This window comes from Streptomyces sp. NPDC047072, from assembly GCF_040643855.1.
Taxonomy (GTDB): Bacteria; Actinomycetota; Actinomycetes; order Streptomycetales; family Streptomycetaceae; genus Streptomyces.
This window is the reverse complement of the sequence record NZ_JBEYVC010000205.1, coordinates 1-18,807: the sequence shown is the minus strand read 5'-3', so window position 1 is coordinate 18,807 and position 18,807 is coordinate 1. Positions and strand designations below refer to the sequence as shown.

Annotated in this window: 20 protein-coding genes and 1 pseudogene; 15 read left to right on the top strand and 6 right to left on the bottom strand. The window is 71.6% G+C overall.

Translation table 11 applies throughout. The annotated features are described in order from the left end of the window. Positions 1-22 precede the first annotated feature (22 nt). Positions 23-901 carry a GNAT family N-acetyltransferase gene (locus ABZ896_RS46170; RefSeq protein WP_360943140.1) on the top strand — a complete coding sequence of 293 codons (879 nt, stop codon included), beginning with the start codon at positions 23-25 and terminating at the stop codon, positions 899-901. Between the two features lie 30 nt (positions 902-931). Here the strand turns inward: ABZ896_RS46170 and ABZ896_RS46165 are convergent, their stop codons facing one another. After that, on the bottom strand, positions 932-2,314 hold the full coding sequence (locus tag ABZ896_RS46165) for a glutamate decarboxylase (RefSeq protein ID WP_360943137.1): 1,383 nt from the start codon (positions 2,312-2,314) through the stop codon (positions 932-934). 233 nt (positions 2,315-2,547) lie between these two features. Here ABZ896_RS46165 and ABZ896_RS46160 point away from each other — a divergent pair, with 233 nt between their 5' ends. Together ABZ896_RS46160 and ABZ896_RS46155 are read left to right on the top strand one after the other, a co-directional pair. Further along, a complete protein-coding gene (locus tag ABZ896_RS46160) occupies positions 2,548-3,111 on the top strand; it encodes a GNAT family N-acetyltransferase (RefSeq protein ID WP_360943134.1) in 564 nt (187 codons plus the stop codon). Positions 3,112-3,182: 71 nt separating this feature from the next. Then, complete coding sequence (locus ABZ896_RS46155; protein WP_360943131.1) at positions 3,183-4,886, top strand: proline--tRNA ligase; 1,704 nt, start codon at positions 3,183-3,185, stop codon at positions 4,884-4,886. A 40-nt stretch (positions 4,887-4,926) separates the two neighbouring features. Here ABZ896_RS46155 and ABZ896_RS46150 read toward each other — a convergent pair whose 3' ends face one another. Further along, complete coding sequence (locus ABZ896_RS46150) at positions 4,927-5,361, bottom strand: hypothetical protein (RefSeq protein ID WP_360943128.1); 435 nt, start codon at positions 5,359-5,361, stop codon at positions 4,927-4,929. 15 nt (positions 5,362-5,376) lie between these two features. On the opposite strand from ABZ896_RS46150, the gene ABZ896_RS46145 reads away from it, so the two are divergent. From ABZ896_RS46145 to ABZ896_RS46130, 4 genes are read left to right on the top strand one after another with little or no spacing between them, the layout of a single operon-like run. After that, positions 5,377-6,399, top strand: coding sequence for an FAD:protein FMN transferase (locus tag ABZ896_RS46145; RefSeq protein ID WP_360943125.1), 1,023 nt, complete (start codon positions 5,377-5,379; stop codon positions 6,397-6,399). Beyond that, entirely contained in the window at positions 6,396-6,953 is a 558-nt protein-coding gene (locus ABZ896_RS46140; protein WP_360943122.1) for a ferric reductase-like transmembrane domain-containing protein, read from the top strand. Before ABZ896_RS46145 ends, ABZ896_RS46140 begins: the two co-directional genes overlap by 4 nt. Then, the gene (locus tag ABZ896_RS46135) at positions 6,950-8,164 is read left to right on the top strand and encodes an NADH-ubiquinone oxidoreductase-F iron-sulfur binding region domain-containing protein (RefSeq protein ID WP_360943119.1); all 1,215 of its coding nucleotides are present in this window, start codon (positions 6,950-6,952) and stop codon (positions 8,162-8,164) included. Before ABZ896_RS46140 ends, ABZ896_RS46135 begins: the two co-directional genes overlap by 4 nt. A gap of 1 nt (position 8,165) precedes the next feature. Next, a complete protein-coding gene (locus ABZ896_RS46130; RefSeq protein ID WP_360943116.1) occupies positions 8,166-8,366 on the top strand; it encodes a ferredoxin in 201 nt (66 codons plus the stop codon). 52 nt (positions 8,367-8,418) lie between these two features. On the opposite strand, the gene ABZ896_RS46125 is transcribed toward ABZ896_RS46130, so the two are convergent. After that, entirely contained in the window at positions 8,419-9,423 is a 1,005-nt protein-coding gene (locus ABZ896_RS46125) for an Lrp/AsnC family transcriptional regulator (protein ID WP_360943113.1), read from the bottom strand. 136 nt (positions 9,424-9,559) lie between these two features. Here ABZ896_RS46125 and ABZ896_RS46120 point away from each other — a divergent pair, with 136 nt between their 5' ends. From ABZ896_RS46120 to ABZ896_RS46105, 4 genes are read left to right on the top strand one after another with little or no spacing between them, the layout of a single operon-like run. After that, the gene (locus tag ABZ896_RS46120) at positions 9,560-10,783 is read left to right on the top strand and encodes a M20 family metallopeptidase (protein WP_360943110.1); all 1,224 of its coding nucleotides are present in this window, start codon (positions 9,560-9,562) and stop codon (positions 10,781-10,783) included. Further along, complete coding sequence (locus tag ABZ896_RS46115) at positions 10,765-10,968, top strand: hypothetical protein (protein WP_360943108.1); 204 nt, start codon at positions 10,765-10,767, stop codon at positions 10,966-10,968. Before ABZ896_RS46120 ends, ABZ896_RS46115 begins: the two co-directional genes overlap by 19 nt. Next, positions 10,965-12,407 carry a sodium:solute symporter family protein gene (locus ABZ896_RS46110; protein ID WP_360943106.1) on the top strand — a complete coding sequence of 481 codons (1,443 nt, stop codon included), beginning with the start codon at positions 10,965-10,967 and terminating at the stop codon, positions 12,405-12,407. Before ABZ896_RS46115 ends, ABZ896_RS46110 begins: the two co-directional genes overlap by 4 nt. Then, positions 12,404-13,612, top strand: coding sequence for an amidohydrolase family protein (locus ABZ896_RS46105; protein ID WP_360943103.1), 1,209 nt, complete (start codon positions 12,404-12,406; stop codon positions 13,610-13,612). The genes ABZ896_RS46110 and ABZ896_RS46105 overlap by 4 nt, the downstream gene beginning before the upstream one ends. A 79-nt stretch (positions 13,613-13,691) precedes the next feature. Here ABZ896_RS46105 and ABZ896_RS46100 read toward each other — a convergent pair whose 3' ends face one another. From ABZ896_RS46100 to ABZ896_RS46090, 3 genes are read right to left on the bottom strand one after another with little or no spacing between them, the layout of a single operon-like run. Next, positions 13,692-14,576: an aminoglycoside phosphotransferase family protein gene (locus ABZ896_RS46100; RefSeq protein WP_360943100.1), complete on the bottom strand. Its 885-nt coding sequence runs from the start codon at positions 14,574-14,576 to the stop codon at positions 13,692-13,694. Between the two features lie 27 nt (positions 14,577-14,603). Continuing rightward, complete coding sequence (locus tag ABZ896_RS46095; protein ID WP_360943097.1) at positions 14,604-15,050, bottom strand: ferritin-like domain-containing protein; 447 nt, start codon at positions 15,048-15,050, stop codon at positions 14,604-14,606. Next, positions 15,047-15,553 carry a hypothetical protein gene (locus tag ABZ896_RS46090; RefSeq protein WP_360943095.1) on the bottom strand — a complete coding sequence of 169 codons (507 nt, stop codon included), beginning with the start codon at positions 15,551-15,553 and terminating at the stop codon, positions 15,047-15,049. The genes ABZ896_RS46095 and ABZ896_RS46090 overlap by 4 nt, the downstream gene beginning before the upstream one ends. A gap of 186 nt (positions 15,554-15,739) precedes the next feature. On the opposite strand from ABZ896_RS46090, the gene rimP reads away from it, so the two are divergent. The 4 genes and pseudogenes from rimP to ABZ896_RS46070 all read left to right on the top strand — a co-directional run. After that, entirely contained in the window at positions 15,740-16,237 is a 498-nt protein-coding gene (gene rimP / locus ABZ896_RS46085) for a ribosome maturation factor RimP (protein WP_360943092.1), read from the top strand. Between the two features lie 2 nt (positions 16,238-16,239). Then, complete coding sequence (nusA, locus tag ABZ896_RS46080; RefSeq protein ID WP_360943089.1) at positions 16,240-17,226, top strand: transcription termination factor NusA; 987 nt, start codon at positions 16,240-16,242, stop codon at positions 17,224-17,226. Between the two features lie 90 nt (positions 17,227-17,316). Continuing rightward, positions 17,317-17,598: a YlxR family protein gene (locus ABZ896_RS46075; protein WP_360943086.1), complete on the top strand. Its 282-nt coding sequence runs from the start codon at positions 17,317-17,319 to the stop codon at positions 17,596-17,598. A gap of 162 nt (positions 17,599-17,760) precedes the next feature. Then, positions 17,761-18,711, top strand: a pseudogene (locus ABZ896_RS46070) (translation initiation factor IF-2 N-terminal domain-containing protein); the annotation flags it as partial. Between the last annotated feature and the right edge of the window lie 96 nt (positions 18,712-18,807).

Sequence of the window (18,807 nt, the reverse complement as noted above, 5' to 3'; positions counted from 1 at the left end):
TCTCCAGGAGTTCGGCCACCAAGTGGGTGAGGTCGGCGACAGCCGGACCGGTCACGGCGACCCTGGGCAGCCCCGGGTCCTCGAACCGAGCGACCTGGACGCAGCGCTCGCCGTCCTCGACCGCGAGCCGGTGGCCAACGCCTTCGTGACGTCGAGGGTCCAGGTCGCCGGCCTCGACCCGTGGCGGCTCGGCGGCGAGATGTGGGGCTGGTACGAGGACGGCATGCTGACGTCGCTCTGCTACGCCGGCGCCAACCTGGTCCCCATCTGCGCGACCCCCCGGGCCGTCCGCGCCTTCGCCGACCGTGCCCGGCGGGCCGGCCGCCGCTGCTCCTCCATCGTCGGCCCGGCCGAACCCACCGCCCTGCTCTGGCGGTTGCTGGAGCCCAGCTGGGGCCCGGCCCGCGAGGTCCGCGCCCACCAGCCCCTCATGGTCACCGACCGCATGCCCGCCGACGTCGCCCCGGACCCGTACGTCCGCCGCGTCCGCAAGGACGAGATGGAGACGATCATGCCGGCGTGCGTGGCGATGTTCACCGAGGAGGTCGGCGTCTCACCGCTGGCCGGTGACGGCGGCCTCCTCTACCAGGCCCGGGTCGCCGAACTGGTCGGCTCCGGCCGCTCCTTCGCCCGCCTGGACGACCAGGGCAAGGTCGCCTTCAAGGCGGAGATCGGCGCGGCCACGGACCGCGCCTGCCAGATCCAGGGCGTCTGGGTGGCCCCGGAGTACCGGGGCAGGGGAGTGGCGGCCCCCGGCATGGCGGCGGTCCTGCGCTACGCCCTCGCGGACGTGGCCCCAGTGGTGAGCCTGTACGTGAACGACTTCAACACCCCGGCGAGAAGGGCGTACCAGAGGGTGGGCTTCCAGGAGATCGGCGAGTTCATGAGCGTCCTCTTCTGAAAGCCCCTCCTCCTGTGCGAGCGGGGGGTCTCACCCCACGGTCAGCGCCGCCGGTGTGCGCTCCCGCTGCCGTGCCAGCCGTTCGGTGGTGCGGCGCAGGTCCGTGACGAACAGCCGGGCCAGCTCGGAGGTGAAGCCGGTGCGCACCACCAGGCGGAGCGCCGACACGTCCCGGCAGTTGTCCGGGAAGGTGTAGGCGGGCAGCTGCCAGCCGCGCCCGCGCATGGCCTGCGAGACGTCGAAGACCGTGAAGCCCGCCGTCCCCGGGGCCAGCCGGAACGCGAAGGCCGGCAGTTCGGAGCCGTCCGTGATCAGCTCGTACGGGCCCATCGCGGCGATCTCCCGGGCCAGCCGGCGGGCCGTGGACCGGCACTCGCCGATCAGCCGCCGGAAGCCCTCGAAGCCGTACCGCAGGAAGCTGTAGTACTGCGTGACCACCTGCGAGCCCGGCCGGGAGAAGTTCAGGGTGAAGGTGGGCATGTCACCGCCCAGGTAGTTCACCCGGAACACCAGGTCGTCCGGGAGCGCCTCCCGGTCCCGCCACAGCGCCCAGCCCACGCCGGGGAAGACCTGCCCGTACTTGTGCCCCGAGACGTTGATCGACGCGACCCGCTCCAGCTGGAAGTCCCACATCAGGCCGGGGTCGAGGAAGGGGGCCACCAGGCCGCCCGAAGCGGCGTCCACATGCACCGGGATGTCGGTGCCGGTGGCCGCCTCGAAGCCGTCCAGGGCCATGCAGATGTCGGCCACCGGCTCGTAGGAGCCGTCGAAGGTCGAGCCGAGGACGGTCACCACCCCGATGGTGTCGTCGTCGCAGTAGGCGGTGAGGCCGTCCGCGGTCAGGTGGTACCGGCCCGGCTCCATCGGCACGAACCGGGGCTCCACCTCGAAGTAGTTGGCGAACTTCTTCCAGCAGACCTGTACGTTCGCGCCCATCACCAGATTGGGCCGGGCGGTGTCCTTGCCGGCCGCCCGGCGGCGCTGCTGCCAGCGGCGCTTGAGCGCGAGTCCGCCGAGCATCGCGGCCTCGCTGGAGCCGGTCGTGGAGCAGCCGGCGACCCGGTCGGGCCGGGGCGCGTGCCACAGCCGCCCGAGCATCCGCACGCACCGCTCCTCCATGGCCGTGATCTGCGGGTACTCGTCCTTGTCGACGAGGTTCTTCTCGGCGGTCCCGCTCATCAGGCGGTGCGCCTGCGGTTCCATCCAGGTGGTGACGAAGGTCGCGAGGTTCAGGCGGGCGTTGCCGTCGAGCATCAGCTCGTCGCGGACCATGCGGTAGGCGGCGTCGGGGTCGGTCTCGCCGTGCGGGAGTTCGGCCTCGGGGAGCGGCGGGGCGGGGACGGGGGACAGGAGTTCCGGAACGAGCGTGCCGAGGACGGTGTCGGCGCAGCGGTCGGTGTCCGGGAACGGCATGGAGAGTCCTCTCTGGTGCGCCGGAGGGGTCCGGCGGTACAGCAGAGACGCTAGGCACGAAATCGACATCGCGTCGGTGCCGAGTACACCGATCAAGTGACCGTTTTGCCAGCCTATGAGCTGAAGTTTTCCTGGGCGGGAACGGCCTTGGGGATCTCATGATCTTCGACCGCCCCCGGCTCCCCGGCCGGCGACCGGCGGGCGGCCCCGGTCGCCGGGGTACGCTCCCCGGCATGCAGCGATTTCCGGGTGACGGCCGCAGCCCCGACGACATCGTGATCGGTCCGCTCGATCTGGCCGCCCGGGTCGACGAGGCCCTCGCCGTCCAGGCCATCGCCTTCGGCCTCGCCCCCGACGAAGTCGCGGTCCGCCGCCAGATCGTGCTGCGCCACATGACCCACCCGGGCGCCAGAGCCCTCGGCGCCACCGTGGCGGGGCGGCTCGTCGGATTCGTCTACGGGATGCCCAACAACCGCACCCACTGGTGGTCCACCGTCGTGGAGCCCTACCTGCGCGAGCGGCACAACGACGGCTGGCTCGACAACTCCTTCGTCATCACCGAGCTGCACGTCCACCCCCACCACCAGAACCGCGGCATCGGCCGCACCCTGATCACCCTGATCACCGACGGCGCCGCCGAACCCCGCTCGATCCTCTCCGCGATCGACACCGACAGCCCGGCCCGCGGTCTCTACCACTCCCTCGGCTACCAGGACCTCGCCCGCCAGGTCCTCTTCCCGAGCGCCCCGAAGCCGTACGCCGTGATGGGCGCCCCTCTCCCGCTCCGCCGCCGCTGACCGATTTCCACCGGCACAGCGTGCCCGGCTAACCTCCTGGCATACACCCACCCGGCAGGAGTACGGAAACCATGGCGAACGCACCGGTCCAGCGCATGTCCCAGTTGATGGCGAAGACGCTGCGCGACGACCCGGCGGACGCCGAGGTCCTCAGCCACAAGCTGCTCGTGCGGGCGGGCTACGTCCGCCGCACCGCCGCCGGCGTGTGGAGCTGGCTGCCGCTCGGCATGAAGGTGCTGCGCAACGTGGAGCGCGTGGTCCGCGAGGAGATGGACGCCATCGGCGCCCAGGAGGTGCAGCTTCCCGCACTGCTGCCGCGTGAGCCGTACGAGGCCACGGGCCGCTGGGACGAGTACGGCCCGGAGCTGTTCCGGCTCCAGGACCGCAAGGGCGGCGACTACCTGCTCGGCCCCACCCACGAGGAGATCTTCACGCTGATCGTGAAGGACCAGGCGTCCTCGTACAAGGACCTGCCGGTCATCCTCTACCAGATCCAGACGAAGTTCCGCGACGAGGCCCGGCCCCGCGCGGGCGTCCTGCGCGGCCGTGAGTTCCTGATGAAGGACTCGTACTCCTTCGACCTGGAGGACGAGGGCCTCGCCCACTCCTACGCCCTGCACCGCGAGGCCTACCAGAAGGTCTTCGCGCGCCTCGGCCTCGACTACCGCATCTGCGCCGCGACCGCGGGCGCGATGGGCGGCTCGAAGTCGGAGGAGTTCCTCGCCCCGGCCGGCGCCGGCGAGGACACCTTCGCCGACTGCCCGAACTGCGACTTCGCGGCCAACACCGAGGCGATCACGTACGAGCTGAAGCCGGTGGACGCCGCTTCCGTCCCCGCCCTCGAAGAGGTGCCGACCCCGGACACCCCCACCATCGAGACCCTCGCCGCCCACCTCGGCGTACAGCCCTCCGACACCCTCAAGAACCTCCTCGTGAAGGTCGACGGCGAGATCGTGGCCGTCGGCGTCCCCGGCGACCGCGAGGTCGACCTCGGTAAGGTCGAGGCGCACTTCGCGCCCGCCGCCGTGGAGCTGGTGACGGCCGAGGACTTCGTCGGCCGCCCCGACCTGGTCCGCGGCTACGTCGGCCCGCAGGGGCTGGGCGAGAAGGTGAAGTACATCGCCGACCCGCGGGTGGCCCCCGGCATCGCCTGGATCACCGGCGCCAACAAGGAGCACACGCACGCGAAGAACGTCGTCGCCGGGCGGGACTTCGAGGTCGACGAGTACGTCGACGTCGTGGTCGTCCAGGAGGGCGACCCGTGCCCGAAGTGCGGCACCGGCCTCAAGCTGGACCGCGCCATCGAGATCGGCCACATCTTCCAGCTGGGCCGCAAGTACACCGACGCCCTCAAGCTCGACGTCCTCGGCCAGAACGGCAAGCCGGTCCGCGTCACCATGGGCTCCTACGGCATCGGCGTCTCCCGCGCGGTCGCCGCCCTCGCCGAGCAGTCCGCCGACGACAAGGGCCTGTGCTGGCCCAAGGAGATCGCCCCGGCCGACGTGCACGTCGTCGCCGCCGGCAAGGCCCTCCAGACCGAGCTGGCCCTCGACGTCTCCGACAAGCTGGCCGCCGCGGGTGTCCGGGTCCTGGTCGACGACCGCGCGGGCGTGTCCCCGGGCGTGAAGTTCACCGACTCGGAGCTGATGGGCGTCCCGCAGATCCTGGTGGCCGGGCGGCGCGCGGCCGAGGGTGTGCTGGAGCTGAAGGACCGCCGTACCGGGGAGCGCGAGGAGCTGACGGTGGACGAGGCGATCGCCCGCCTGACCGTTTAAAGAAACTCCTCAGACAGGTCTCCGGGTTCCTATAGGGAGCTCACAGACTTCTCTCAGGGCCGTACCCGAACGTAGTCCGTGACAGAGCGTCACTACGGCTACGGAGGGGTACGGCCATGGCAAGGGGTACGGAGAGAGGGGCCGCCGCGCTGGTCCGCAGGGGCACCCGGCGCACGGCGGCCGCCGCGGCGGCGGTCACGCTGGCGGCGGCAGCGGGGATGTTCGCGCTGATCGGCACGATGCAGGCGGACGCCGACACGACGGCGAGCAGCGGCACGAGTTCCAGCACGAGCAGCAGCTCGTCGACGGACACCTCGACCAGCTCCAGCGGTTCCTCCTCGGACAGCTCGACGAGCACGGACAGCTCCAGCAGCTCCTCCTCCGACGACTCGGCAAGCTCCAGCTCCTCCTCGTCGTCGTCCGACGACAGCTCCAGCGGCCTCACCTCCTCCTCCGGCGGCTCGACCGACTCCACCTCGGGTGCGTCGTGATGAGCACACTCCTGAAGCCCCGCACCACTGCCGCAACCGAATGGCGTGCCCTCGGCACCACCGTCCGCCTGGTCGTCACCGACCCGGCCCTGCTGGACTCCTGCAACCTGCTCCTTGCCCGCCACCTCGCCGAGGTGGACGCGGCATGCAGCCGCTTCCGCCCGGACTCCGAACTCACCGCGCTGGACGGCTCCGAGGGCCGCCCGGTCCGCGTCAGCCCACTCCTCGCGGAGGCCCTCGGGGTGGCCCTGCGCGCCGCCGAGGCCACCGACGGCGCGGTCGACCCGACGGTCGGCTCGGCGATGGAGGCGATCGGCTACGACCGCGACTTCACCCTGGTCCGCGAGGACGACCGCCCGATCCGCCTGACGGTGAAGCGGGCCCCCGGCTGGCGCCTGATCCACCTGGACCGCACCTCAGGCACGGTCACCGTCCCGTCCGGCGTCCGCCTGGACCTCGGCGCGACGGCCAAGGCCTGGGCCGCCGACAAGGCAGCAACCCTCCTGGCAAAGGCGGCAGGCTGCGGAGTCCTGGTAAGCCTCGGCGGCGACACGGCAGTAGCCGGCCCCCCTCCGGCAGACGGCTGGCAGATCCGAGTCCAGGACACCACGGGCCCGGTAGACGAAACCCCACCCCAGGGCCCGTACGCCACGGTAGGCCTGCACTCCGGCGGCCTGGCCACCTCAGGCACGAGCGCCCGCACCTGGCACCGCGACGGCCAAACCCTCCACCACATCCTCGACCCCCACACGGGCCTCCCGGCCCAAACCCCCTGGCGCACGATCTCAGTAGCGGCCCCCACCTGCGCAGAAGCCAACACCGCAACAACAGCAGCCCTGGTGAAGGGCACAGGCGCAGAAAAATGGCTGACCCGCCAAGGTCTACCAGCACGCCTGGTAACCAAGGAGGGCCTGGTCATAACAACTCCGGGCTGGCCAATCACCCTTAGGGGCGCGGGGCTGTGTCAATCAGCGGCTTCGCCGCGGGGCGCGACCAACCCCCACCGGGGGACAGCCGAATGACCTCAGAAACCCTCTGGTACGCAAACAGAGCAACCGGCGCAATCACCCTGATCCTCTTCACCCTCGTCGTCCTTCTCGGCATTGCCGTCCGCCTAAGGACCCGCCTCCCCACCCTCCCCCGCTTCGGCACGATCTCCCTCCACCGCACCCTCTCCCTCTCCGCCACCGCCTTCCTCGCCCTCCACATCGTCTTCGCGGTCATCGACGGCTACGTGAACATCACAGTCCTGGACGCCGTGATCCCCTTCATCGGCGACTACCAGCCCCTCTGGCTCGGCCTCGGCACCGTCGCCTTCGACCTCATGCTCGCCGTCCTGATCACCAGCCTCCTCAGACAACGCATAGGCCACCGCACCTGGCGCACCATCCACTGGCTCGCCTACGCCTCCTGGCCCGTCGCCCTGATCCACGGCATCGGCATCGGCACGGACTCCGGCACCGACTGGATGACCTGGCTGACGATCAGCTGCGTGGCCACGGTCCTCACCGCCGCAGGCATCCGCACCGCCGCAGCCCTCCGCCACCTCGACCCGGCCGAAGGAGTCCGACCGTGACGCTGACCCACCAGGACGTCCACATGTCCCCCCGGCTGTTCGCCCCCGGCGGCACCCCGGCCGACCTGCCCACCCACCAGCAGCGCTACGGCCCGCTGCCGTACGGCGATCCCGAGACGTTCCTCCGGGTGGTCGCCGGGTCCGGTCTCACCGGCCGCGGCGGCGCCGCCTTCCCGGTGCACCGCAAGCTCCTCTCGGTCGCCGAGGCCGGCCGCCGCACCGGCCGCAAGCCGGTGGTCGTCGCCAACGGCGCCGAGGGCGAACCGGCCAGCCGCAAGGACAAGACCCTGCTCCACCTCTCACCGCACCTCGTCCTGGACGGCATCCAGGCCGCCGCCGCGGCGACCGGCGCGGGGGAGGCCCACCTGGCCGTCGAGGACGGCGCGTCCTGGCTGGAGCGGGCCCTCGCCGACCGCCGTGACCCCGTCCCGGTGAAGGTCGTACGGCTGCCCAAGAGCTTCCTGTCCGGCCAGTCCTCGGCCCTCGCCCGCTACGTCGGCGGCGGTGCCGCGCTCCCCGCCCACCAGGACCCCCCGGTCCGCGAACGCGGGGTCGGCCGCGCCCCCACCCTGGTCCAGAACGTCGAGACCCTCGCCCACCTGGCCCTGATCGCCCGCTACGGCGCCGACTGGTTCCGTACGGCGGGCACCCCGGCCCAGCCCGGCAGCGCCCTGTGCACGGTCCACGTGCCGGGACGTGACGTCCGGGTCGTGGAAGCGCCGTTCGGCATCCCGCTGGCCCGGCTGGTCCCCCTGCACGGCATGTCGGCGGTCCTGGTGGGCGGCTACCACGGCACCTGGATCCCGGCGCCCGAAGCGGCCGAACTCACGCTGGACGCCGGTGCGATGGGCGCCGGAGTCCTGGCCGCTCTCCCTACGGACCGCTGCGGCCTGGTCGAGACGGCACGAGTACTCCGCTACCTGGCCCTCCAGTCGGCCGGCCAGTGCGGCCCCTGCCTCAACGGCCTCCCGCGCATTTCCACCGCCTTCCAGACCCTGGCCACCCCGGGCCCCCAGGGCACCACCCGCCACGACCTGGCCCGCTGGTCCGGCCTGGTGGAGGGCAGAGGCGCCTGCCACCACCCCGACGGCACGGTCCGCCTGGTCCGCAGCGCCCTGACGACCTTCGCAGCGGAAGCCCACGCCCACGCGGAGGGCCACTGCACGGCAACCGACACCACGCCTCTGCTCCCCGTCCCTCAGGAGACCTGACATGGCTCAGCACCTCACCATCGACTGGACCTCCTGCGCAGCCCATGGCCTGTGCGCGGAACTCCTCCCGGAACACGTCTCATTGGACGAGTGGGGTTATCCCTTGCTGGACGGCACTCCAGTACCGCCCCGCACGGTGAAACGGGCAAGAAGAGCAGCGGCCGACTGTCCCGTCCTGGCCTTGAAACTGACGGCGAGCTGATCGCCTTTAGGGGCGCGGGGAACTGCGCGACCAGCCCCCACCGGCCCGCAGGTTACAACGAAGCCCAAAAATCCATAGGCACCCGCCCCGTAATACGCCCCTCCGCATCCAACAAACACCCACCCAACTTCACGGCCCGCAAAGTAACCGCCCGATCCACGATCTCCACCCGCGACAACTTCCCCACCACCACGGCCTCAAAAGACACCGCATCCGCGGGAGCCCGCAACCACACCCCCACCAACAGATTCGCCGCCCCACTCACCGCCGCACACATCCGCACCTCGGCAAACCGCCCCAGCGTCCGCGCCGCCCGCTCCAACTGATCCGGCGGCACCCGCATCCACAGCAACATCGTCACCGGCGCAGGCGACAACGACCGCGCCACCTCACACCGCAACCGAATCCCCCCACCGGCAAGCGCCGCCCCCAGATGCCGCCGGACGGTACTCGCGCCGACCCCCAGCCGCGACGCCAACTCCGTATGCGTGGCCCGGGGATCCTCCCCGAGCGCCAGCAACAACCGACGGTCCAGCTCCTCGAACCGCACAGGACCTGCCCCCGACGTGGGCCCAGCGCAGCGCAACGCCCCCTTCTGCGCCCCGGAGATCGCCCGCACCTGCCACCGACTGCCCTCCGCATACATCCGAGGCGCCACCAGCGTCCGCGTCCCCACGACCCCCGCCAGCCCGGCCAGCCGCTCGACGACATACCGAGACACCGTCTCAAGGTCCGCCGCAACAAGGTGCACCACCAGATCGCAAGGCCCCGCCACATAGTCGACGGCCGTCACATACGGCGAAGAGGCCACCGTCCGAGCCACCCGCAACGCCTGACCCGGCGCACAGTCCACCTGGACGAACGCGAACACCAGCCGCTCCCCGACGGCCGACCCCGGATACGCCGTCAACCAGGCCGCACGCGAGTCGACCAACCGCTCCCAGTGCTTGGCGACCGTCACCGGACCGACCCCCAGCGCCCGCCCGATCAGCGACCAGGGCGCGCGCGGACTGACCTGGAGGGCGTTGACGAGAGCGAGGTCGGTCTCGGACAGCATCGGCGGATCCTTCGCATTCAGGGCCCGTCATCGGCGTATTCCTGCGATTTCCGCGCCACACTGCGCCCTCCTCTCATGATGGCCCGACCGCGTGGGCAGTACACGCGAGTCATGGTCCACGCGTGAGGGGAGAGGAATGAGTCTGCGAGAGGACGCGCATGCGCTCCAGGGGGACCTGGCCGCCCTGCGCCGGGCGCTCCACCAGGAGCCGGAGACCGGCCTGGACCTGCCGCGCACCCAGGAGAAGGTGCTGGCCGCGCTGGCCGGACTGCCGCTGGAGATCAGTACCGGGACGTCCCTGTCCTCGGTGACGGCGGTCCTGCGCGGCAGTGTGCCCGGCGGTCCCGTCGTGCTGCTGCGCGGGGACATGGACGGGCTGCCGGTCACCGAGCGCACCGGCCTGGACTTCGCCTCCCGGGTCGACGGAGTGATGCACGCCTGCGGCCACGACCTGCACACCGCGGGACTCGTCGGCGCCGCCCGGCTGCTCGCCGCCCGGCGCGAACTCCTCGCCGGGGACGTGGTGTTCATGTTCCAGCCGGGCGAGGAGGGCTGGGACGGCGCCGGGCACATGATCGAGGAAGGGGTGCTGGAGGCGGCGGGGCGGCCGGTCGACGCCGCCTACGGGCTGCACGTCAGCTCGTCGTCGTACCCCACCGGAGTCTTCACCTCCCGCCCCGGCCCGCTGATGGCCGCCTCGGCGGGGCTGCACGTGCGCGTGGTCGGCGCCGGAGGCCACGGCTCGCGGCCGCACTCCGCCCTCGACCCGGTCCCGGCGGCCTGCGAGATGGTCACCGCCCTTCAGACGATGGTGACCCGTCGCTTCGACGTCTTCGACCCGGTCGTGGTGACCGTCGGCACCTTCCACGCCGGCACCCGGCGCAACGTCATCCCGGACGACGCGGTCTTCGAGGCGACCGTGCGCACCTTCAGCCCGGCCGCCGCCGAGCGCGCCGCCGAGGTCGCCGTACGCCTGTGCCGGGACATCGCCACCGCCCACGGACTGACCGCCGAGGTCGACTTCGTGCCCGAGTACCCGGTCACCGTCAACGACGCCGGCGAGCACGACTTCCTCGCCGACACCGTCCGCGAGGTCTTCGGCGAGGAGCGCTTCGAGCCGATGACCGACCCCATCACCGGCTCCGAGGACTTCTCGCGGGTCCTGGACCGGGTGCCGGGCGCCTTCGTCTTCCTCGGCGCCGACGCCACCGGCGACCCGGACAGCGCCCCCACCAACCACTCACCGATCGCCGCCTTCGACGACAGCGTGGTCTCGGACGGCTCCGCCCTGCTCGCCGAACTGGCCGTCCGCCGGCTGGACCGACTCACCGAGGAGGCGCCGTGCGCCCCTACCACCTGATACCGGCCGTGCCCGCGCTGGCGCTGGCCCTCATGCCCTTCCTGCCGTTCGTCAACACCGACGGGCTCTGGTTCGGCCTGCCCCGGATGCTGGTGTGGGGCGCGGTGTGGTGTGTGCTGTGCACGCCCGCGCTGCTGGTGACCGAGCGCCTGATGACCCGTCAGGAGCAGGAGGCAGGCAAGTGATCCTCTTCATGACCTTCGCCGGCATCGTGCTCATCGGCGTCCTCGGCTTCGTCGGCCGCCGCAAGCCCGCCGCCGACCTCTCCGAATGGGCCGTCGGCGGACGCCGGTTCGGCGCCGTGAGCATGTGGTTCCTGCAGGCCGGAGAGGTGTTCACCACCTTCACCTTCCTCGGCATGGCGGGTCTCGCCTTCAGCGGCGGAGTCGCCGCCCTGTACGCCCTCCCGTACGTCCCCATCGGCTACATGGTGCTGTTCTTCCTCGCCAAGCGGCTCTGGTCGCTCGGCAAGGAGCGCGGCTACCTCACCCAGGGCGACTTCCTGGAGGACCGCTACGACAGCAGGCTGCTCGGCACGGTCGCGGCCGTCCTCGGTGTCGTCTTCGTGCTGCCGTATCTCCAACTCCAGATCACCGGGCTGGGGTTGATCGTGCAGCTGGTCACGGGCGACTCCGCGTCGGGGACGTTGAGCATGGTCATCGGCTGCGCGCTGGTCGTCGCCTTCGTCCTCTGGGCGGGCCTGCACGGCGTCGCGATGACGTCGTACTTCAAGGACGTCGTGATGCTGGTGGTCCTCGGAGTTCTGTTGGTGGCCGTCCCCGCCCACTTCACCGGCGGTGTCTCCGCGATGTTCCACCGCATCGACGAACTGCACCCGGAGATGCTCACGATCCACGCGGGCCCCGCCGACCAGGTCTGGTTCACCACGAGCATGCTGGTCAGCGCGATCGGCGTCGGCCTGATGTGCCTCCCGCACGCCTGGCCGGCCGTGATGTCCGCCCGCGACCCCAAGGTGCTGCGCCGCAACTACACCTGGATGCCCCTGTACGAGCTCTGCCTCCTGATGCCGATCATCGTCGGCTTCGCGGCGATCCTGGTCCTCAAGCCGGGTTCCCCGTCGAACGGCATCCTGCTGACCCTGAGCAAGCAGGTGCTGCCGACGTGGGCGACGGGCCTGGTCGTGGTCGCCGCGATCGCCACGGCGATGGTCCCGGCGGCCGGCATCCTCATCGGCATCTCCTCGCTGGTCGCCCGCAACATCGCGCGGGTCGAGAGCGACCGCAAGCAGTTCTGGATCAACCACGGCACGGTGGTCGCCGCCTGCGCCCTCTCCCTCCTCCTCGCGATCTTCCGCCCCGACCTCCTGGCCAACCTCCTCCTGCTCACCTACAGCGGCACGGTCCAACTGGCCCCCGCGATCGCCCTCGGCTTCCTGGCCCGCCGCCCGGTGACCAAGACCCCGGTCCTGGCCGGCCTGTTCGTCGGCGAACTGGTCGTCATCTGGCTGACGTTCTGGGACAAGACCCTGGCCGGCAACGTCAACGTCGGCCTGATCGGCCTGGCCGCCAACCTCGTGGTCCTGGCCCTCGCAGGCACGGCCGAACGCCTGACCGCCCGCACGCCCCGCCAGGGCAGCGACGAGCCGGTGACGGTGCACGCATGAGCAGCCTTCGTACGGTCTTCAGGGGCGGCCTCGTCTTCGACGGCACCGGCACCGACCCGGCCCCGGCGGACGTGGTCGTGGCCGACGACCGCATCGTCGACGTCGGCACCGGCCTGGACGGCGACACCCAGGTCGACTGCACGGGCCGCACCCTCCTCCCCGGCCTCTTCGACTGCCACGTCCACCTCACCCTGAACGGCATCGGCCTGCTCGGAGCGCTCCAGAAGCCGTTCTCGTACCAGTTCTTCGAGGCGGCCGTGAACCTGCGGCGCACCCTCGCGGCCGGCATCACCACGGTCCGCGACGCGGCCGGCGCCGACCTCGGCGTCAAACAGGCGGTCGAGGACGGCCTGGTCCCCGGCCCCCGCGTCCAGATCTCCATCGGCCTGATCAGCCAGACCGGCGGCCACGGCGACAACTGGATGCCCTCGGGCAACTGCGCCGGTCTCGCCGTACCGCACCCGGGCCGCCCGGCGGCGATAGCGGACGGCCCCGACGACATGCGTGTCACGGCCCGCAAGCTCCTTCGCGCGGGCGCCGACGTCCTCAAGGTCTGCACGACAGGAGGCGTCCTCTCCCCGCGCGACAACCCCCGCCACAGCCAGTTCACCCCCGGGGAACTCGACGTCCTGGTCGCCGAGGCCACCGCCCAGGGCCGCTACGTCATGGCCCACGCCCAGGGCGCGGACGGCATCAAGAACGCCGTCCGCGCCGGGATCCGCTCCATAGAGCACGGCATCTACCTGGACGACGAGGCGATCGCCCTGATGCTGGACCACGACACCTGGCTGGTCCCCACCCTGATCGCCCCGGTGGCGGTGATCAGGGCAGCCGAATCGGGCGTCCAGATCCCCGAGGCAATGCTGACCAAGGCGAGGGAAGTCTCCGAGGTCCACACGGACTCGGTCCGCAGAGCGGCCGAGGCAGGCGTCCGCATAGCCATGGGCACGGACAGCGGAATAAGCCCCCACGGCACGAACCTCGACGAACTCCCCTTGATGGAGAAGGCGGGCATGACCCCGGCAGAGGTCCTGACGGCAACAACTTCGTCAGCAGCAACCTTGTTGGGCTACGACGACCTGGGCGTGATCGAGCCGGGGAAAAGGGCCGACATGGTGGTCGTGCAGGGCGACGCATACGACCTGGCGGGCCTACCCAAAAACATCGTGGCCGTATGGAAGGACGGCGAGCGGGTTACCGCTTAGGGGCGCGGGGCTGTGTCGATTTGCGGCTCCGCCGCGTGGGCGCGACCAGCCCCCACCGGCCGACAGCCAACTCACCACCTCAAAGCCACCCGGCAAACTCCAGCAACAACTCGGCATCCTTCGGCCGCCCCACCCTCAGGGCCCGAACCCCCGACTCCACAGCCCGGAACAAGGTCCATCCCCGCAACCTCTCCTGATCCACATCCAGAGACTCCGCAAGCCGCTTCACCCGCCGCCGAGTTGTAGACGCTCCGGACGGCGACGCAATCAGATCCTCAACCCGATCCCGAACCAACCGAGCCAGATCGAACGCACACTCACCCACGACCGGATCGGGCCCCACAGCCAGCCAAGGGGCCCGCTCACCCGCCAACACCTTGCTCTGCCGAAACGTCCCGTGCAGAAGAACCCGCTCGGGAGGCGCGACCAGCAACTCCTCGCGCGCGGAAAGGGCCGCGTCCACGAGATCCACGGCCTCACCCGCATGCGCTCTCATCGCCGCCGCCTGCCGCCCTGTCCGCTCGGCCACGGTCTCGAAGACATACGGCGGTGGCTCCACCCACAACCGCCGCAACACCCCCGCCGCCTCCAGCCACGCCTTCGCCTCCGGCAGGGACCGCACGGATACATCGGGATGTAGCCGCTCCAACAGCAGCTCCCCCTCGGCGGACCCGTCAAGGAGCTGCACGGCACCCAGCCCACCCCACTGCGCGAGGGCCGCCCGCTCCGCCTCCGGCCGACACCGCGGCGGCGCCAGCTTCAGCACGGCCGGGGTGCCGTCGGAGCGCCGGACCAGCAGGACCAGGCTGCTGCGGCCCCCGGGAACCTGCACCCGCTCCACGGTCGACTCGCGTAGCGCGACGGCCTGGGAAGCCGTCTGCGGCAGCTTCTCCAGCCAGTCGTCGCCGTCCGGCGCCGTCTCACCGAGCGCCCGGACCAGCCGCAACGGCGGTTCGAAAGCCATGCGCGAGTCGTTCCCTTCCTTGCCGCGTCACACCGAGGGCGTGGCCCGCTCGGCGAGCCCAGGGAAGGCTACGCTCTCCCCGTTCCAGCGCACCGCCCGCACCGCGGCCTCCCGCAGCGCCTCCGCCGCCGTACCGCGCCGCTCGCCCGTGGCCGCCCGGACCAGGTCCGAGTAGACCCCGGCCACCCGGTCCTCCAGCTGCGCGGCGAGCCGGACGGCCGCCGTGGAGTCGGTCACCGGGAAGGGCATGGCGTACGCGGCAGAGGCCGCCACCGGTGTCCCGCCCAGGCCCCGGACCGTGCGCGTCAGTGCGTCGCGCCGGGCGCGGTGGGCGTCGTAGGCCGACAGCGCCTCGGCGCGCCGCCCCTCGCGGAGCAGCCCGCCGACGACGCCGTATCCGTACACGGCCGCGTGCTCGGCGGCGAGCGCCTTCTGGAGGGCCTGCAGTTCCCGCTCGTCCTGCTCGTCGCTCACTTCGCCGCCTCCGTCAGCAGGTACACGTGCGCCGCTCCGGCCGCCGCCACCGAGGCGAGCAGCCGGGCCAGTTCTCCGGGGGCGTCGAGCAGGGCCTTGGCCCGCCGGTCGGCGAGGGCGCGCTCGGCGCCGGCGAGGCCGAGGAGGGCGTCCTTCTCGGTGGCGGGCGCGGAGACCGCCGGGGACGCGGACGCGGTGGCCGTAGGGGAGGCGGTCTTGCGCGCAGGGGCGCCGCCGAACGCCGTCGTGTGCCGGACGACCTCGGCCCGCAGCGGTGCCAGCCGCTCCGCCAGCGCCGGATACGCGGCCAGGACGACGTCGTAGCGCTCGGTCAGCCCCTGGCTGTCCCGGGCCGCACGCGCGCGTGTCCGCTCGGCGGCCGCCGGGCTCCCTCCGGTGACCTCCTCGGATCCCCCGGAACCGGCGGAGCAGCCCACCAGGAGGGTGCCTCCGGCGACCGAGGCGAGCAGGGTTCTTCTCCGCAGCTGCGGGGGGTACGGCACGGCAGACGTCCTCGGAGGGGTCGTACGGACAACAAAAAGACAACATGCGCGGCTGATCACGGTACCCGCGCGTGCCCGGAACTCCCGTCACCGGCTCGTGGACGGCAACACCTTCCGCGACCGGATACCCTTTGACCAGACACGCGACCTACCCACAACAGCACACGCGGCCGAGGAGTCACCCGGATGAGCACCACCCAGAGCGAGAGGCTGCGAGAGCTCCTGGAACCGCTCGTCACCTCCCAGGGACTGGATCTCGAAGAGATCGCCGTGGACTCCGTCGGACGCAAGCGGGTGCTGCGGGTGGTCGTCGACTCCGACACCGGGGCGGACCTCGACCAGATCGCCGATGTGAGCCGCGAGCTCTCGGCGAAGCTCGACGAGAGCGACGCGATGGGTGCGGGCGAGTACACCCTCGAGGTCGGAACCCCCGGCGCGGAGCGCCTCCTCACGGAGCACCGGCACTACGTGCGCGCCGTGGACCGGCTGGTGAGGTTCCAGCTGACGGACGGCGCCGAACTGGTCGCGAGGATCCTCGACGTCGACGACGACGGCCTCGACGTGGAGGTGCCCGGCGTCAAGGGCCGCAAGGCGACCTCCCGTCGGCTCGCCTTCTCCGAGGTCGACAGGGCGCGCGTGCAGGTCGAGTTCAACCGCAAGGACAAGAAGGAAGAGGAGGCGTAGCCGTGGACATCGACATGAGTGCCCTGCGGGGCTTGGTACGGGAGAAGGAGATCTCCTTCGACCTGTTGGTCGAGGCGATCGAGTCGGCCCTCCTCATCGCCTACCACCGCACCGAGGGAAGCCACCGCCACGCGCGCGTGAAGCTCGACCGGGACTCCGGACACGTCATCGTGTGGGCGAAAGAGGACCCCGAGGACCTCGAAGAGGGCCAGGAGCCCCGCGAGTTCGACGACACCCCGTCCGACTTCGGCCGGATCGCCGCCACCACCGCCAAGCAGGTCATCCTGCAGCGGCTGCGCGACGCCGAGGACGACGCGACGCTCGGCGAGTACGCGGGGCGCGAGGGCGACATCGTCATGGGCGTGGTCCAGCAGGGCCGCGACCCGAAGAACGTACTCGTGGACATCGGCAAGCTGGAGGCCATCCTGCCGGTGCAGGAGCAGGTGCCCGGCGAGACCTACCCGCACGGCATGCGGCTGCGCTCGTACGTCGTACGAGTGGCGAGGGGCGTGCGCGGTCCGTCCGTCACCCTCTCCCGCACGCACCCCAACCTGGTGAAGAAGCTCTTCGCGCTGGAGGTGCCGGAGATCGCCGACGGCTCCGTCGAGATCGCCGCGATCGCCCGTGAGGCCGGTCACCGCACCAAGATCGCCGTCCGGTCCACCCGTTCGGGCCTGAACGCCAAGGGCGCCTGTATCGGCCCGATGGGCGGCCGGGTGCGCAATGTCATGGGCGAGCTGAACGGTGAGAAGATCGACATCGTCGACTGGTCGGACGACCCGGCCGAGATGGTGGCGAACGCGCTGTCGCCGGCCCGGGTCTCCAAGGTCGAGGTCGTGGACATGGCCGCCCGCTCCGCGCGCGTGACCGTCCCCGACTACCAGCTGTCCCTGGCGATCGGCAAGGAGGGGCAGAACGCCCGCCTCGCGGCCCGTCTGACCGGCTGGCGCATCGACATCCGGCCGGACACGGAGCAGTCCGAGGAATAGATCTGAGCCGTGAGTGGCTGAGATCACGACAACAACCGTTCGATCCCTGCCCCGAAGGGGTGAGGTCGGCACGGGGAGGTAGACTTAGAGGTGTCTGGCCGGACGCGTGCCCGCGCATGCCCTGAGCGCACCTGCGTGGGATGCCGGGAGCGAGCGGCCCAGAAGGATCTGCTGCGCACCGTGGCGGTCGGGGACGAATGCGTCCCTGATCATCGAGGTACGCTGCCCGGCCGGGGTGCGTATGTGCATCCCGCCCTGGTCTGTCTCGACCAGGCGGTACGCCGCCGGGCGTTCACGCGGGCGCTGCGTGCCCCGGGAGCGCTCGACACAAAGGCGTTGCGCCAGTACGTCGAGCAGACAGACAGTTGCTGAGCAGGCAACACCGTAAGGAAGGTCGTGCGGAACCCCCGTGCGGCCCTGGTACCCCGCGAGTTGGAAGTAGGTCGAGATTGCGATGAGCACTCGATGAGCACGCGATGAGTACGCCCATGAAGTAGCGACGGTCCGGACGCACCCGGACCTAAAAGGAGCGAAGTGGCTAAGGTCCGGGTATACGAACTCGCCAAGGAGTTCGGGGTGGAGAGCAAGGTCGTCATGGCCAAGCTCCAAGAACTCGGTGAATTCGTCCGTTCGGCGTCTTCGACCATCGAAGCGCCCGTCGTCCGTAAGCTGACGGACGCCCTCCAGCAGGGCAACGGAGGCGGCAAGCCCGCCCCCGCACGCAAGGCCGCCCCGGCTCGTCCGGCGGCCCCCTCTCCCGCGCAGGCCGCCCGTCCGGCCGCCCCGCGCCCGCCGGCTCCCAAGCCGGCCGCCGCCGAGAGGCCCGCGGCTCCCGCCGCCCCGGCCGCTCCCGGCCCCCGTCCCACTCCGGGCCCGAAGCCCGCACCGCGCCCCGCGCCGGTGTCCCCGGCTCCGACCACGCCCGAGTTCACGGCGCCGCCGTCGGCTCCCGCCGCTCCGGCCTCCCAGGGCCAGGGTTCGCAGGGCCAGGGCTCCGGCCCGCGTCCGGGCGCCCCGCGTCCGGCCGGCCAGCAGGCCCCCCGTCCCGGCGCCCCGCGTCCGGCCGGCGGCCCCGGCCAGGGCGGTCAGGGTCGCGGCGAGCGTCCCGGCGCCCCGCGTCCGGGCGGCCAGGCGCCGCGTCCCGGTGCCCGTCCGGCCGGTCCCCGTCCGGGCAACAACCCCTTCACCTCCGGCGGTTCCACCGGCATGGCGCGCCCGCAGGCGCCCCGTCCCGGCGGTGCCCCGCGTCCGGGCGGCCCCGGTGCCCCCGGTGAGCGTCCCGACCGCGCCCCTCGCCCCCAGGGCCAGGGTCCGGGCGGTCCGCGTCCCCAGGGCGCGGCGGGCGGTCCCCGTCCGCAGGCTCCGGGCGGCGCCCGTCCCACCCCGGGCGGCATGCCCCGTCCGCAGGGCGGTCCCCGTCCCGGCGGCGGCCCCGGCGGCCCGCGTCCCAACCCCGGCATGATGCCGCAGCGTCCGGCTGCCGGCCGAAATCCGCGTCAACGGGGCCGATGTCATCACGGCCCACCAGGACCTCCACAGTGAGCAGGGCGCCCTGCGGGGCGAGCACCCCGGCCGCTCCCG